The sequence below is a fragment of the Rathayibacter sp. VKM Ac-2801 genome, assembly GCF_009834245.1.
GTDB lineage: Bacteria > Actinomycetota > Actinomycetes > Actinomycetales > Microbacteriaceae > Rathayibacter.
Genome location: NZ_CP047183.1, coordinates 2,315,613 through 2,329,476, shown reverse-complemented (window position 1 = coordinate 2,329,476; position 13,864 = coordinate 2,315,613). Strand labels below are relative to the sequence as shown.

The following is a 13,864-nucleotide window of genomic DNA, read 5'->3' as shown; positions in this document are numbered from 1 at the left end:
CTGACGGCGCCTCGGCGAGTGCGGCGGCGTCTCGGCGCGGAGGCGGCCCGAGCCTCCCTACGCGCTCCGTTCGGAGTCGTCCTCCGCGGCGAGCAGCTCCACCGCGGTGAGGCGGCGCGGAGAGGAGGTGACTCCTCCGACCGGGGCGATGACGCGCGACTCGTCGAGGGAGTCGAACTGGCGCGCGGTGACGAGCACACGGCTCTCGAGCGAGCCGGCGAAGGCGTTGTAGGAGTCGACCGTCTTCTCGAGCGAGCGGCGCAGGCCCTCGGCGTGGTCGGCGAGCGTGCCGAGACGGGAGTAGAGGGTCTTGCCGAGGTCGAGGAGGCGCTTGGCGTCGTCGGTGAGCACGTCCTGCTGCCAGGTGTAGGCGACGGTCTTGAGCACCGACCACAGGGTGACCGGCGAGGCGAGGGCGACGCGCTTGCGGAACGCGTACTCGAGCAGGCTCGGGTCGGCGTCGAGCGCGCTCGCGAGCAGCGGCTCGCTCGGCACGAAGGCGATGACGAACTCGGGGCTCGCCGGGAGTCCGGTCCAGTAGGAGCGGGCGGCCAGCGCGTCCACGTGGCCGCGGAGGGCGCGGACGTGCGCGCGCAGGAGCCCCGCGCGCCGCGCCTCCTCCTCGCCGACGGCACCGGCGGGGATCGCGCTCGCCTCGAGGTAGGCGTCGAACGGCACCTTGGCGTCGACGGCGATCGCCTTGCCGCCGGGCAGGCGGACCACCATGTCGGCCCGGCCGCGGCCCGCCTCGCCCTCGAGGCCGAACTGCACGTCGAAGTCGACCCGCTGGGTGAGCCCCGCGGCCTCGACGACGTTCCGCAGCTGCGTCTCGCCCCAGGCGCCACGGCTGGTGTTGGAGCGGAGCGCGGAGGCGAGGGTCTCGGTGGTCGAGCGCAGCTGCTCGCCCGCCGCCCGCTGGCCCTCCAGCTGCTCGGTGATCGCCCCGAACTGGGCGGCGCGCTCGCGCTCGAGCCGGCCGACCGCCTCCTGCATGCCGCGCAGGCTCTCGGCGACGGGGGAGAGGGTCTGCAGGATGCGCGCGTCGTGCCGCTCGCGCTCGGCGACGACGCGCAGCTGCTCCTGGAGCTCGCGGATCTGGTCGCGGGCGGAGCCGAGGTGCTCGCGGTGCTGCTCGACGACGGCCTCGTGCCGCTCCTCCAGGCCCTCCGCGCGGGCGCGGGCCGTCGCGAGGTCGAGGGCGAGGGCCGCGTCGGGCGTGCGGGAGCGGGCGAGGAGGACGGCCGCGACTCCCGCGAGGAGCGCGCCGACCACCAGGCCGAGGACGAAGGTGAGATCCATGCCGCCGATGAGACCACGCACCTCCGACATCGATCGGTCGACGCGCCACGACCACCGAACGAGGGCCAGGACGCCCCGCGACCGCCTCGTAGACTTCGCGATCATGGGGAATCACCACCGCTCATCGCGCCTGCTCACGGCCGCGCTCGCTCTCGCCGTCGGGCTCGGCACCGCCCTCGTCCCGATCACCTCCGCCTCCGCCGCCGAGGACGCTCCGTCGACCGTCTCGGTCGAGACCGGCGCTCTCGACGCGTCCCTCGACCGCGCCGACCTCGGCGTCCCGGACCAGTCGACGCAGTACAGCGCCGAGGAGACGAAGAGCTTCCGCGCCGGCTTCATCATCAGCGACGCCCAGTTCTTCGACGGGGACGCGCTGAACACGGATCAGGTGCAGTCGCTCCTGAACGAGAAGGGCAGCCGGTGCTCCACCGCCGGCACCGCCCCGTGCCTCAAGAACTTCTCGCAGGCGACCCCGTCGAAGGCGGCGGACCCGATGTGCAGCGCCTACCAGGGCTCCAGCAGCGAGTCCTCGGCCTCGATCTTCACCCGCGTCGGCCTGGCCTGCGGCATCAATCCGCTGGCCCTGGTCGTGCTCGTGCAGAAGGAGCGGAGCCTCGTCACCGACGCGACGCCCAGCCCCGAGGACTACGCCAAGGCGACCGGCTACAACTGCCCGGACACCGCCGCGTGCGACCCGGGGTCGGCCGGCTTCTTCACGCAGGTCTACAGCGCGGCCCGCCAGTTCAAGCGCTACGCGAACCCGCCCGGCTCCGGCTCGAACTTCACCACCTACACACCGGGCACGACGCCGAACGTCCTCTACTACCCGAGCACCGCGTGCGGCTCCTCGCCGGTCACCATCCGCAACCAGGCCACGGCCGACCTCTACTACTACACGCCGTACCAGCCCAACGACTACGCGCTCACCGGCTCCGGCAACGCGGCCTGCGCGACCTACGGCAACATCAACTTCTGGTACCTCTTCAGCGACTGGAATCCGAACGGCACCCTGGCCAACGCCGGGATCGCCCCCGCTGGACGCGTCGACGCGCCGCGCATCTCGGGCAGCACGCTGAGCGTGTCCGGCTGGGCCGTGGACCCGACGACGCAGCAGGCCGCTCTGAGCACGACGGTCACGGTGACCGGCCCCGACGGCACCCGCACGGTCCGCACGCAGACCGCGAACGGCGACCGCGGCGACATCCCGGGCGAGTACTCCGTCGCCGGCCGCGCCCACGGCTTCGGCGCCACCACGCCCGTCTCGGCGCCCGGCGCCTACCAGGTCTGCGTCTCCACCGACTCCGTCGAGTGGAACCGCTGGGTCGGCTCGGGCGACTCCCGCGGCCCCGGCCGGAAGGACCTCGGCTGCTCGACCGTGAGCACGTCGGCCGGGATCGATGTCTCAAGACTGGCCGGCACCGACCGCCAGGGCACCGCCGTCGAGATCTCGAAGGCCGTCTTCGGCCCGAACGTCCCCGTCGTCTACATCGCGACCGGTGCGAACTTCCCCGACGCGCTGAGCGCCGCCCCGGCCGCGGCCAAGCAGGGCGGTCCGCTGCTCCTGGTCGACCGCGACGGCATGTCGCAGCCCGTCCGCGACGAGCTCGCCCGCCTGAAGCCCGCGAAGATCGTCGTCGTCGGATCGGAGCTCAGCGTCGGCAAGGGCGTGTACGACCAGCTCAAGGGCTACACCCCGGCGATCCAGCGACTCGGCGGGACCGACCGCTATGACACCTCGAGGAAGATCATCCAGTACGCCTTCTCCGGCGGATCCTCGCGCGCCTGGCTGGCGACCGGGGAGAAGTTCCCGGACGCGCTCGGCGCGAGCGCGGCAGCCGGCTCGGTGAACGCTCCCGTCGTCCTCGTCAACGGCACCGGCGGCACGGCCGACGCCGTGACGAAGGGCATCCTCTCGAAGCTCAAGGTGCAGGACCTCACCGTCGCGGGCAGCGCTCTCTCGGTGAGCGACGGCATCGTGGACTCGCTCGGCGTGCCGAGCGTGAAGCGCATCGGCGGGGTCGACCGCTACGACACCTCGGAGCAGCTGAACCGTGCCGCCTTCTCGAGTGCCAAGACGGTATTCCTGGCGACGGGCGAGAACTTCCCCGACGCCCTCGCCGGAGCCACGGCGGCGGGCTACTCGAACAGCCCGCTGTTCGCCGTGCCGACCACCTGCGTGCCCCGCGCGGTCCTGACCGACATCGCGAAGTCGGGAGCGAAGCGGGTCGTCCTCCTCGGCGGTCCCACCACCCTCTCGGAGGACGTCGCACGCCTCACCCCCTGCGGCTGATCGCTTGCGGGCCCGCCACTAGCGTGGAGGGATGACCCCGACCGCACCGTCCACGACCGGCGCCCGACGCCGGCGGGGCGGTGCGGTCGTCGTCGTTGTTGCGCTGGTGGTGTTCCTGCTGGGAGGCGCCGTCGACGGCACGCGCCTCGCCGCCGCGCCGTCCGGGCCGCAGACCGTCCGGCTGTGGACGTTCCTCCAGCCCGGCCCCGTCGCGGCCGACTTCGATCCGGGCGACCTGATCTCCGACGAGGTCTTCTTCGACGGCGACGCGCTCGGACCGCTCACGGTGCAGGCGTTCCTCGACGCCCGCGTCCCCGACTGCGAGGGCGGGCCGGTGCCGTGCCTGCGGGACTACGCCGAGGACACCGCGGCGATCACGGCCGACGAGCAGTGCGACGCGCTGCCGGCCGGACGCGACGTCCCGGCCGCGGAGATCATCACGTCGGTCGCCGGCGCGTGCGACGTGAATCCGGCCGTCCTCCTGGTGCTGCTGCAGAAGGAGCAGTCGCTCGTGACCGATCCGGAGCCGAGCGAGCGCCAGTTCCGCAGCGCAACGGGCTACGGCTGCCCGGACACCGCCGACTGCGACACGGACTCCTACGGCTTCGCCGCACAGGTGTACGGAGCGGCGTGGCAGTTCCAGCGCTACCGGAACCCGGACAGCAGCTTCGACTGGTACCCGGTCGGCGCGACCAGCGACGTCCGCTTCTCCCCGGACGAGTCCTGCGGCGCCGCTCCGGTGACGATCGCCAACGCGGCCACGGCGGGCCTCTACTACTACACGCCGTACCAGCCGAACGCGGCGGCGCTCGAGAACCTCTACGGCGAGGGCGACGCCTGCTCGGCCTACGGGAACCGGAACTTCTGGCGCATCTTCAGCACCTGGTTCGGCGACCCCCGCGGCTGAGCCTTGGGGTCCCCTTCAGCTTCGAGCGACGGCCGTCCGTGATGCCTGGTTCAGACGATGGGTCGCGAAGGGTCGCCTTCCGGCTCCGATGAGGACCGTTCGTGACGCCTCGCACGCGCTCACCTGTCGTGGCGGATCGAGCTCGCGCGCGTCGCTCGTCCTCAGCAGGGATCACGCTGCCCCGGCCGCTGCCGTCGCTCCGCCGGATTCCCACCGGATCCGGAAGTCGGCCGCCGCTCTCGCGACCTCAAGGGCTGGGCCCGACATAAGTCCTCCAGCGCGTCGCTCACCGTCGTGGTCGGAGAGGCCGAGCCGCGCCGCGAGTCGCCGAGCCGATCGTCTCCGGCCGGCCCGGCGTGCGGTGCCTCAGGCGGCGACGGGAGCCTTCGGGCGCAGGCGCTTCACAGAGACGCCGGCCAGCTCGCCCAGCTCGGCCATGCTCGCGGCCCCGTGCCGACGGGCCGCGTGCACGACGATCGCGGCGCAGGCCTCGGCGTCGGCCGACGCGTCGTGGTGGCGGAAGTCCTCGAAGCCCGCGGCCATCGCGACGACGGGGAGGCGGTAGGAGTCGAGCTCGTACGTCTTGCGGGCGAGCTGGAGCGAGCAGAGGTAGTCGTACTCGGGGTGCCCGAGGGAGGTCGCGGCGCAGGCCGCGCGGATGACGCCCATGTCGAAGCCGGCGTTGTGCGCGACGAACACGTCGTCGCCCGCGAAGGCCGCCAGGTCGGCGAACTGCTCGACCCAGGAGGCCGCGGCGTGCACGTCGTGCTTGCGGATCCCGTGGATCCGGGTGTTCCACTCGAGGAAGTCGTCGTACCCCAGCGGCGGGCGGATGAGCCAGCCGGCGCGGTCGACGACGCGGCCGTCGCGGACCTTCACGAGCCCGACGGAGCAGGCGGAGGCTCCGTGCGAGTTGGCGGTCTCGAAGTCGATGGCGGTGAAGTCGATGGGCACGCTCCAGCCTCTCACGCACCTCCGACGCCGCCGGGAGCACCGCGCGCGCGTCGCCTCCGGGCCGCCGGTGCTGCCCGCCGCTCGCCCGCCGCTCGCCCGCCGAGCACCGCCCCGCCCCGCCTCGCCGTGGCCGCCCGGCCCGTCCGCCGCCACGCCGTAGGATGGATGCCCGTGGCTCTCACTATCGCAATCGTCGGTCTCCCCAACGTCGGCAAGTCGACGCTCTTCAACGCACTGACCAAGAACACGGTGCTCGCGGCGAACTACCCGTTCGCGACGATCGAGCCGAACGTGGGCGTGGTGAACCTGCCCGACTCCCGCCTCGAGGTGCTCGCCGGGATCTTCGGCTCCGAGCGCATCCTCCCCGCGCCCGTCTCCTTCGTCGACATCGCCGGCATCGTGCGCGGTGCGTCCGAGGGCGAGGGCCTGGGCAACAAGTTCCTCGCGAACATCCGCGAGGCCGACGCCATCGCGCAGGTCATCCGCGGCTTCGAGGACTCCGACGTCGTCCACGTCGACGGCAAGGTCGACGCCGCCAGCGACATGGAGACCATCAACACCGAGCTCGTCCTGGCCGACCTGCAGACCCTCGAGAAGGCCGAGGCCCGCTACGAGAAGGAGCTCAAGGGCAAGAAGATCGAGCCGATCGTGGTGGAGACCGCGAAGAAGGCGCGCGAGTTCCTCGACCAGGGCAAGCCGCTGTCGGCCTCCTCGATCGACCTCGAGCCGATCCGCGAGCTGGGCCTCCTGACCGCCAAGCCCTTCATCTACGTCTTCAACGTCGACGAGGCCGTGCTGACCGACGACGGCCGCAAGGCCGAGCTCTCGGCGCTCGTCGCGCCGGCCAAGGCGATCTTCCTCGACGCCAAGATCGAGTCCGAGCTGATCGACCTCGACGAGGCCGACGCCGCCGAGATGCTCGAGTCGACCGGCCAGACGGAGTCGGGCCTCAACCAGCTCGCGACCATCGGGTTCGACACCTTGGGCCTCCAGACGTACCTCACGGCCGGCCCGAAGGAGACGCGCGCCTGGACCATCGGGAAGGGCTGGACCGCGCCTCAGGCCGCTGGCGTCATCCACACCGACTTCCAGAAGGGCTTCATCAAGGCCGAGATCATCTCGTTCGACGACCTCGTCGAGACCGGCTCGATCGCCGAGGCCCGCGCGAAGGGCAGGGCCCGCATCGAGGGCAAGGACTACGTCATGCAGGACGGCGACGTCGTGGAGTTCCGCTTCAACGTGTGAGGCTCTCTCCTGGCCCGAAATGACGCGGAAGTAGCCGCCCCGCTCCTCACAGATTCCTCAGCAGTCCGCAAAACGTCCTCGCTCGCCGAGATCGTCGATCTCACCGATCATCGCCGCGACGCTTACGAGGAGACCCAGGCTCATCGGCTACAGTCGAGCTTGCTCGCCGCAGTGGGTGGGACGCCGACGGTGTGGCTGCAGCAGGAGCTCCGGTCTGCTCGCGCGGCCGCGAAGCTCGAGCGGCCGACGTCGGCTGGCGCGTCGGAAGCGGAACATGTCGAAGTTCGAGCGGCCAAGCAAGCGCCAGCCCTGGGCGCATCATCCACGAATAGATGACGAATAGTTGACGCCTACGAATTTATAGACGACACTCGAACACATGATCGACGAGTTGATGACCGAGGACGAGGCCGCTGAGCTCCTCGCCCCCCACAGAGCCGCCCTCGCGTCCTTCCTCCTCACGGGATGGGCGGACTGGATCAAGCTCGTCGAGCAGAACCCGATCCTCGCCACGGTCCGCAACACGACGCGCGCGAACATCGTCTACGACCGTGTAACGGAGCTTGCCGAGGCCTACTTCGATGGCGAGGGCATCACGACGACGAGATCGAAGCAGTTCCTCGCTGTGACGCTCGCGGACGGGCGTCTCATCCTTCGTTTCAAGAAGTTCACGGGACGATCCATGCGCACCTCAGGCATCCCCACTGCGCAGCGTCTCGAGATCGAGGCGCAGCAGGTTGAACTCGACGGTATGGCTGTCACCCATCTCACGGTGGGGTACCTGCCCGATGACCTCGGCGTCGAACTCGATTTGACCGCAGTCGTATGCTCGTTCAACGGTCGACCGCTCTGGAGCATCGATCTCGATGCTGCAGAGACCGGATCCGTCGTCCCTGTGAAGTCCAGGAAGCCCGTCGGCCCGACGGTCCGCAGCACGCGGCCCGCTGCCCGAGAGGACGAGGCAGAAGGTCAGTGATGAACCCGCAGATGCTCACCCTTCTGCGCGAATCGCGAGGCCTCAGCGGTGCCAAGCTGGCTGAGCTCTCTCAGATCCCTCAGTCGACGCTCTCCAAGATGGAGAACGGACTTGCTCCGCTTGATCCCGCGCGACTCGCTCAGATCGCCGAAGCCCTCAACTACCCGATCGACGCGTTCGCCTGGACAGACCCCGTCTACGGGTTCGGTCATGCCGCGTTCTATCACCGGAAACAGCAGGCGCTCCCTCAGACGACGCTTCGGAAGATTCAGGCCAACGTGAATCTGACGCGAATCAGGCTCGAGCGCCTCCTCCGCTCGATCGTCGTCGACGCCGAATACCCAGTGCCGGTGCTCGACGGCGTCGAGTTCGGAGGGCCGGCGGGAGCCGCCCGCGCAGTCCGAGCCCAGTGGAGAATCCCGATGGGCCCGATCGAAGACATGATGGCCGTGATCGAGCGGGCGGGGATCATCGTTGTCCGTACGAGCCTTGAGTCTCCGAAGATCTCCGCGATCAGCATTGACGCCATCGGCACCTATCCGCCCCTGATTATTCTCAACACTGGGATGTCTGCCGACCGAGAGCGGTTCACGCTCGCTCACGAGCTCGCGCACCTCGTACTCCACAGCGCCGTCGCCGCGCCTGATGAAGCCGAGGATGAGGCCAACTCCTTTGCGTCCGAGTTCCTGATGCCGGCGGCGGAGATTCGTGTGCAGCTGAAGGGCATAACGCTCGAGCGCGCGGCACAGCTCAAGCGGGTGTGGAAGGTCGCGATGAGCGCGATCATCCGTCGCGCTCGAGATCTTGGCGCCATCGATGAGACGCGATACCGCAGCCTCAACGTGTCGATCTCACAGAAGGGTTGGCGGAAGGTCGAGCCGGTCGAGATCCCGCGCGACGAGCCCTCCATCGTCACGGCACTCGTCGATGTTCATCTCCGTGAACATGGGTACTCAATGGCAGAGCTCGCCCAGGTCGTCGCGCTCTCGCCGGCCGAGTTTGGTGCGCGCTTCGATGTCGCGCCGCTTCCGCCGAAGCGCGAAGTCGGCGCGTCGAGATCGCATCTGCGTGCAGTTCTGTGATGGTCGCTGCGCACGAGATTCGCTCTACTCAGTAGATAGCTGGCCTCCATGGGGCAGTCCGACTCAGTCCGGTGACGCAGCGCGTCGCGTCCGCAGCTGCCGCAAGACGATCCAGCGATGGATGTCCGAGGGGATACCGTATCGGCGGTACGGGACGCATCGCGTCGAGATCGACGAGGACGAGCTGCTCGCCTGGTTCCGCAAGCGCCTCATCGGCGCGAAGGCCGCGCGCTTCGGCGCCCGCCGCAATTCCTCTGTCGCTCCTCAGTAGCACCGTCGGCAGCCATACACGGCTCATCATCGACAAGGCCGAGATTCTCGCTATTCCGCGGATTCCAGCCGTTCCCGTCGGGAGCGTCCGTGTTCCGTTTCAATGTGTAGCAATCCTGCTCCCCAAGAGCTTTCAGGTGCGGGATGGGTACCACACCTGGTGAATTGCTCGCCCAGCGTCAACTTCGACAAGTGCGGCTGCTGCGTGAATCTCACGAACTTTGAAACTCGCGCCTGCGGCACGACTCGCGGTTGCCCAATTAGTGCCCTTCTCGTGGCGAAAATCGTGCACGAGCCGCGTGAGCAGTCAATCTTGATGTCGAGTCCAGATATTCGGCGCTGAGTTGCGAGAGAGCACCGCTCCGAGTGAAGCCGAGCTGGGCGAGGAGAGTTGTCAGTCGCTTATGAGTCTTCGCCTGGTTGCCTGACCAATATTGTGCGTACACCTGCGCGTTCAAAGTGAACGCCGCCGAGAGGTGCGTGCTGAGTATTGACTCGGCGTATTGCTGAACGTTCATCTTGGTGATGGCCCGCACATCCAGTGCTGCCACAAGCTGCTGGCCAGCCGCGACAAACGACGCGACTTCCTTAAAGGTCGGAGCGTCACCTCGTTCAAATGACTTGATCGATCTGCTGACATCAAGCCCACGATGTTCGAGTGCGATATCTTGTGCCGAGTTCAGAAGCCTGTTTCGCAGGTCGCTTCCGATGCGGGAGTCCGCGTCCGAATGAACAATCGTGTTGCGCCACTTTGTCGCGAACAGCATCATCAAAAGGTTGCGGTCGTCCCTCGGTATGCCAAGCACAGAGGCCAATTCAGACAGCCGGACTGCTCTGCCATCGATTTTGTCGATTCTCTTCGACTCCGCATCGCTCATCACCGACCGCATGGCCTGGAGCCGCTTGCGGTAGACGTCCACCAGGTCGGTAATCCACGCGATCGAGGTGACGAGAGCGTATTCTCGACTGCGGATTGCAGACCGTCTCACGTCTGTCGGACTCCAGGATGTCGAGAACTCAGGCGCGAGTTTCGCCTCGCCGTCTCGTACAGCATCGAGGCCTACGAGGACAGTGATAAGGAAATGATTGTTCTGTCCGGTGTTCCGTTTGAAAGCCACTCGCGCAGGTGTGCGGCGTATTCCAAGTTCGATCTCGATCACGTGCACTGGTTCGATTCGAACGAACATCTGCAGCTCTGAGAAGCCCGAGGGCAAGTGAAGGCTGCCGTCTTAGCCTGTTAGACCATCAGCGCCCTCGAATGCTACACGCGATCGCAAGTCAACGGACCAGCGCTAAGTTGCACGCTCAGGGTCACGCAGCAAGCTGAAGACGTTTTCCGGCGTCGGAATGCCGTGGAGTTCCGCTTCAACGTGTAGGACGGCCGCGCTCGGCTCGAGGCGCCCGGTTCGCTCGGATCTCCGGATCTGCGAGCCGGGCGCTTTCTCGTGGACGAGCGGGACCACCGACCTCAGGTAATCCGACACGTCCCCGGGCGTCTGCCCCGTCCTGCTCAGTTCAGCACGTCCCCGATCAGCCAGCTCGAGAGCCCCACGAGGGTGCAGACGCCGACGACCACCCAGGCGACGGTCCGGCGGACCGAGCGGGAGACCGCCTCGGAGCTGCGGGGTGTGGGACGCAACGGCGCGGTGTACGCGGGCGGGACGGAGTAGGTCCGAGCCGGCGGGAGGAGTCGGGGGAGCGTGACCGGGCGGCCGTCGACCCACTCGGCGGGCAGGTCCGCGGCCTTCGCGGCCTGCAGCGTGAGCTCGACCTTCAGCGGCGATCCGCGGAGGGAGGCGTAGGCGGCGGCGACGAGGCCGAGGCTCGCGAGATGGCGGAGGGTCGGGGCGAAGTCTGCCGACAGGGTCGGTGAGAGCTCGCCGACCCGTTCGCCGTCCAGTCGGAGCTCGACGAGGTCGCCCGTGGTGTGCAGGGTCAGCAGCAGCAGGCCGCGGCCGCTCGCCGGGACCGCCGTCGACAGGCGGGCGAAGTGCTCGTCCTCGCGCAGGACCGGCAGGCCCCGCGACCAGGGGAGGATCGAGTGGCGCTCGACGGGCGGCTCGTTGAGCGGCACGAGCAGCTCCGGGGCGACGAGGGCGACGCGGAGGACGGCCCGCAGCCCCTCCTCGCCGCGCTCGACCCGGAGGCGCGCGGTCGTGACCGGGACGGCTCCGCTCGCCACGACCCGGTCGAGAGCGGTCCGGTAGGCGGAGGCGTTCGGCAGGTAGCCGAGGACGCGGCCGCCGGCCCGGACCGAGACGGCGTCGAGGCCGGTGGGGTGGTCGGGCTCGGGGATCAGATCGACCTCGAGGGTCCGCTCGTCGATCTCGCCCGCCTTGAGCGTGCGGTCGATCAGATCGGCGATCTCCTCGATCCGCTCGGCCTCGGCGAGGGCGTCGACGCTCGGGGTGCCGTCGGCGTTCGGGAGGCGGTAGACGACCCGCTCGGCGACGGGGGCGGCGGGCGCGTCCCGGACCTCCGCGTCACTGTCCTGCGCGGAGCGGCGCGCCTCGGTGAACCGCCTGCCGTCCCACCAGCGCATCACGACCGCATCGGCCTCGTCGCGGTACCAGCCCGCCGGCGCACCCTCGTCCATCGACCCCCCGTTCCTCCGGCGAACGAGTCTACGAGGAGGGCGGAGCGTCAGAGACCCGGGTCCGAGGAGGCGGGATCCTCGGGGGCGAGCGCGGCAGCGGGCACGCCCGAGGCGGGTCCGCTCCACGCACCGGACTCGTGCGCGCGAGAGCCGGCGATCCGCTCCAGGGCTTCATGGACGAGCATCCGGAGGTGACGCGCGTGGCCGGGGCTGATAGGGGCGGGATGCTCGAGGACCTCGAGCAGGCGGTGCAGCACGGCACGGCTCTGCAGTCGTGTCATGGGCCTCACGGTAGGGGCCCGATCGCTCGGACGGTAGTGCCGATCCGCGACAGCGCACCCGTCTAGGCTCGCCACATGACTCGTCTCGACGGTGCCGTCGTCCTCGTCCTCGGAGCATCGGGCGGCCTCGGCCGCCTCCTCGCCGACTCGCTGGACGCGCGCGGCGCCATCGCGGTGCGATCGGGACGCGACTCTGCGGCGCTCGGTGAGGCCCCCCTGGTCGCCGATCTGCGCGGGGAGGACGAGCCCCGGCGTGTGGTCGCCGAGGTGCTCGAGCGGCACGGGCGCCTCGACGGCGTCGTCGTGGCCGCGGGCGTCGTGGCCTTCGGGCCCTCCGCCGAGCTCGACCCGGCCGTTCTGGAGGAGCTGGTCGAGGTGAACGCGCTGGCGCCGATCCGGGTGCTGACCGCCGCGCTGCCGTCGCTCGTCGCGTCGGCGGGCGAGGGGAGGGAGCCGTTCGCGCTGACCATCAGCGGCGTGGTGGCGGAGGCGCCGACCGCGGGCCTGGCCGCGTACTCCGCCTCGAAGGCGGCACTGCACGCCTTCGTGAAGGCCTCGGCCCGCGAGTACAAGCGGGCGGGCGTCCTCCTGCTCGACGCTCGGCCCGGTCACACCGAGACCGAGCTGTCCCGGCACCCGCTCGCAGGCGACGCGCCCCGCTTCGGCGCGGGTCACGATCCGCAGCACGTGGTCGACCGGATGCTCGCCGCGATCGAGGACGGCGAGACCGACCTGCCTCCCGCGGCGTTCACCGGCTGACGCCGTCCCGGGACGAGGCGGAGTCGGCCGATCCTCGCGGGAACGCCCCGGATCGAGCACTGCAGCCTCGGTCGCGTGCAGCCGTCGACAACCGACTGCCCGTCCGGCGGCCGGGTCCGCGATCGGCGCGACGGCTCGTCCGCCGTCCTCCCCGCAGACGCGGGGACACCCGCCGTTCACCGGCGCGACGCCCGGCGGCACTACCGTCGCCGCGTGCCCGCCCTCTCCGATGACGCCTTCCGTCCCACCCCCGAGCTGCTCCGCACGCTCACGCCCGCCGACGCGCGGGAACTCGTCGTGCTGGACGAGGACGACGACGATCCGGTGCTCGTCCGCCGCGACGGCACGCGGATCGACACCTGGCGCGAGGGCTACCCCTACGACGAGCGGATGTCGCGGGAGGAGTACGAGGCGGGCAAGCGGCTCCTCCAGATCGAGCTCCTGAAACTGCAGAACTGGATCAAGAAGCACGGGCGCCGGCTCGTGGTCGTGTTCGAGGGGCGGGACGCCGCGGGCAAGGGCGGCACCATCAAGCGCTTCACCGAGCACCTGAACCCGCGCGGTGCCCGCGTCGTCGCGCTCGAGAAGCCGACCGAGCGCGAGGCCGGCCAGTGGTACTTCCAGCGCTACGTCTCGCACCTGCCGGCCGCGGGCGAGATCGTCCTCTTCGACCGCTCCTGGTACAACCGGGCCGGCGTGGAGCGCGTGATGGGCTTCTGCACGCCGGCGCAGTACGACGAGTTCATCCGCCAGACGCCGCTGTTCGAGCGGATGCTGGTCGGGGACGGCATCGACCTGGTGAAGCTGTGGTTCTCGGTCTCGGCGGAGGAGCAGCGCACCCGGTTCACGATCCGCATGATCGACCCGGTGCGCCAGTGGAAGCTCTCGCCGATGGACCTCGCCTCGCTCGACAAGTGGGGCGACTACACCGCGGCCAAGGAGGCGATGATGGCGGCCACCGACACCGCCGACGCTCCCTGGACCATCGTGAAGAGCAACGACAAGAAGCGCGCCCGGCTCGAGGCCATGCGCTACGTGCTGAGCCTCTACGACTACGACGGACGCGACGAGGACGTGGTCGGGCCCCTGGGTCCGGACCCGCTGATCGTCGGATCGGCCGCCGACGTGTACGAGCGCGGCGAGCACGCCGCGACGAGCTGACCGGGGGGACGGACATGGGGGGGTCGGGGATCGGCGGGGAGCTG

The 13,864-nt window shown here is 69.6% G+C and carries 13 protein-coding genes; 8 read left to right on the top strand and 5 right to left on the bottom strand.

Annotated features, from left to right (window positions below):
* Positions 1 to 57: 57 nt before the first annotated feature.
* Positions 58 to 1,299 carry a DNA recombination protein RmuC gene (locus tag GSU45_RS10705; RefSeq protein WP_208543426.1) on the bottom strand — a complete coding sequence of 414 codons (1,242 nt, stop codon included), beginning with the start codon at positions 1,297 to 1,299 and terminating at the stop codon, positions 58 to 60.
* A 103-nt stretch (positions 1,300 to 1,402) separates the two neighbouring features.
* On the opposite strand from GSU45_RS10705, the gene GSU45_RS10700 reads away from it, so the two are divergent.
* Entirely contained in the window at positions 1,403 to 3,589 is a 2,187-nt protein-coding gene (locus GSU45_RS10700; protein WP_159914859.1) for a cell wall-binding repeat-containing protein, read from the top strand.
* Positions 3,590 to 3,620: 31 nt separating this feature from the next.
* The gene (locus GSU45_RS10695) at positions 3,621 to 4,496 is read left to right on the top strand and encodes a hemagglutinin (protein WP_159914857.1); all 876 of its coding nucleotides are present in this window, start codon (positions 3,621 to 3,623) and stop codon (positions 4,494 to 4,496) included.
* A gap of 366 nt (positions 4,497 to 4,862) precedes the next feature.
* On the opposite strand, the gene GSU45_RS10690 is transcribed toward GSU45_RS10695, so the two are convergent.
* Positions 4,863 to 5,450 (bottom strand): exonuclease domain-containing protein, encoded by a 588-nt coding sequence (locus GSU45_RS10690; RefSeq protein WP_159914855.1) that lies wholly within the window; start codon positions 5,448 to 5,450, stop codon positions 4,863 to 4,865.
* Positions 5,451 to 5,621: 171 nt separating this feature from the next.
* Between GSU45_RS10690 and ychF the strand changes: the two genes are divergently transcribed.
* From ychF to GSU45_RS10670, 4 genes are all read left to right on the top strand, one after another.
* A complete protein-coding gene (gene ychF / locus GSU45_RS10685; protein ID WP_159914853.1) occupies positions 5,622 to 6,695 on the top strand; it encodes a redox-regulated ATPase YchF in 1,074 nt (357 codons plus the stop codon).
* Between the two features lie 379 nt (positions 6,696 to 7,074).
* Positions 7,075 to 7,671: a hypothetical protein gene (locus GSU45_RS10680; protein ID WP_159914851.1), complete on the top strand. Its 597-nt coding sequence runs from the start codon at positions 7,075 to 7,077 to the stop codon at positions 7,669 to 7,671.
* Positions 7,671 to 8,753: an XRE family transcriptional regulator gene (locus GSU45_RS10675; protein ID WP_159914849.1), complete on the top strand. Its 1,083-nt coding sequence runs from the start codon at positions 7,671 to 7,673 to the stop codon at positions 8,751 to 8,753. The genes GSU45_RS10680 and GSU45_RS10675 overlap by 1 nt, the downstream gene beginning before the upstream one ends.
* A gap of 121 nt (positions 8,754 to 8,874) precedes the next feature.
* Positions 8,875 to 9,024, top strand: coding sequence for a hypothetical protein (locus tag GSU45_RS10670; RefSeq protein ID WP_159914847.1), 150 nt, complete (start codon positions 8,875 to 8,877; stop codon positions 9,022 to 9,024).
* A 259-nt stretch (positions 9,025 to 9,283) separates the two neighbouring features.
* Here GSU45_RS10670 and GSU45_RS10665 read toward each other — a convergent pair whose 3' ends face one another.
* The 3 genes from GSU45_RS10665 to GSU45_RS10655 all read right to left on the bottom strand — a co-directional run bounded on the left by GSU45_RS10665 (position 9,284) and on the right by GSU45_RS10655 (position 11,900).
* Positions 9,284 to 10,183: a hypothetical protein gene (locus GSU45_RS10665; RefSeq protein WP_159914845.1), complete on the bottom strand. Its 900-nt coding sequence runs from the start codon at positions 10,181 to 10,183 to the stop codon at positions 9,284 to 9,286.
* A 350-nt stretch (positions 10,184 to 10,533) separates the two neighbouring features.
* Positions 10,534 to 11,619, bottom strand: a complete 1,086-nt coding sequence (locus GSU45_RS10660) for a DUF2510 domain-containing protein (protein WP_159914843.1) — start codon at positions 11,617 to 11,619, stop codon at positions 10,534 to 10,536.
* Positions 11,620 to 11,666: 47 nt separating this feature from the next.
* Entirely contained in the window at positions 11,667 to 11,900 is a 234-nt protein-coding gene (locus tag GSU45_RS10655) for a hypothetical protein (protein ID WP_159914841.1), read from the bottom strand.
* Between the two features lie 75 nt (positions 11,901 to 11,975).
* Here GSU45_RS10655 and GSU45_RS10650 point away from each other — a divergent pair, with 75 nt between their 5' ends.
* Together GSU45_RS10650 and ppk2 are read left to right on the top strand one after the other, a co-directional pair.
* Positions 11,976 to 12,659 carry an SDR family NAD(P)-dependent oxidoreductase gene (locus tag GSU45_RS10650; RefSeq protein ID WP_159914839.1) on the top strand — a complete coding sequence of 228 codons (684 nt, stop codon included), beginning with the start codon at positions 11,976 to 11,978 and terminating at the stop codon, positions 12,657 to 12,659.
* A 300-nt stretch (positions 12,660 to 12,959) separates the two neighbouring features.
* Positions 12,960 to 13,820 carry a polyphosphate kinase 2 gene (gene ppk2 / locus GSU45_RS10645; protein WP_244248293.1) on the top strand — a complete coding sequence of 287 codons (861 nt, stop codon included), beginning with the start codon at positions 12,960 to 12,962 and terminating at the stop codon, positions 13,818 to 13,820.
* Positions 13,821 to 13,864 lie beyond the last annotated feature (44 nt).

What these genes read in the sequence shown, in the direction of transcription:
- GSU45_RS10705 (WP_208543426.1), bottom strand. Translation starts at nt 1,299, where the DNA reads ATGGATCTCACCTTCGTCCTCGGCCTGGTGGTCGGCGCGCTCCTCGCG.
- GSU45_RS10700 (WP_159914859.1), top strand. Translation starts at nt 1,403, where the DNA reads ATGGGGAATCACCACCGCTCATCGCGCCTGCTCACGGCCGCGCTCGCT.
- GSU45_RS10695 (WP_159914857.1), top strand. Translation starts at nt 3,621, where the DNA reads ATGACCCCGACCGCACCGTCCACGACCGGCGCCCGACGCCGGCGGGGC.
- GSU45_RS10680 (WP_159914851.1), top strand. Translation starts at nt 7,075, where the DNA reads ATGATCGACGAGTTGATGACCGAGGACGAGGCCGCTGAGCTCCTCGCC.
- GSU45_RS10675 (WP_159914849.1), top strand. Translation starts at nt 7,671, where the DNA reads ATGAACCCGCAGATGCTCACCCTTCTGCGCGAATCGCGAGGCCTCAGC.
- GSU45_RS10670 (WP_159914847.1), top strand. Translation starts at nt 8,875, where the DNA reads ATGTCCGAGGGGATACCGTATCGGCGGTACGGGACGCATCGCGTCGAG.
- GSU45_RS10660 (WP_159914843.1), bottom strand. Translation starts at nt 11,619, where the DNA reads ATGGACGAGGGTGCGCCGGCGGGCTGGTACCGCGACGAGGCCGATGCG.
- GSU45_RS10655 (WP_159914841.1), bottom strand. Translation starts at nt 11,900, where the DNA reads ATGACACGACTGCAGAGCCGTGCCGTGCTGCACCGCCTGCTCGAGGTC.
- GSU45_RS10650 (WP_159914839.1), top strand. Translation starts at nt 11,976, where the DNA reads ATGACTCGTCTCGACGGTGCCGTCGTCCTCGTCCTCGGAGCATCGGGC.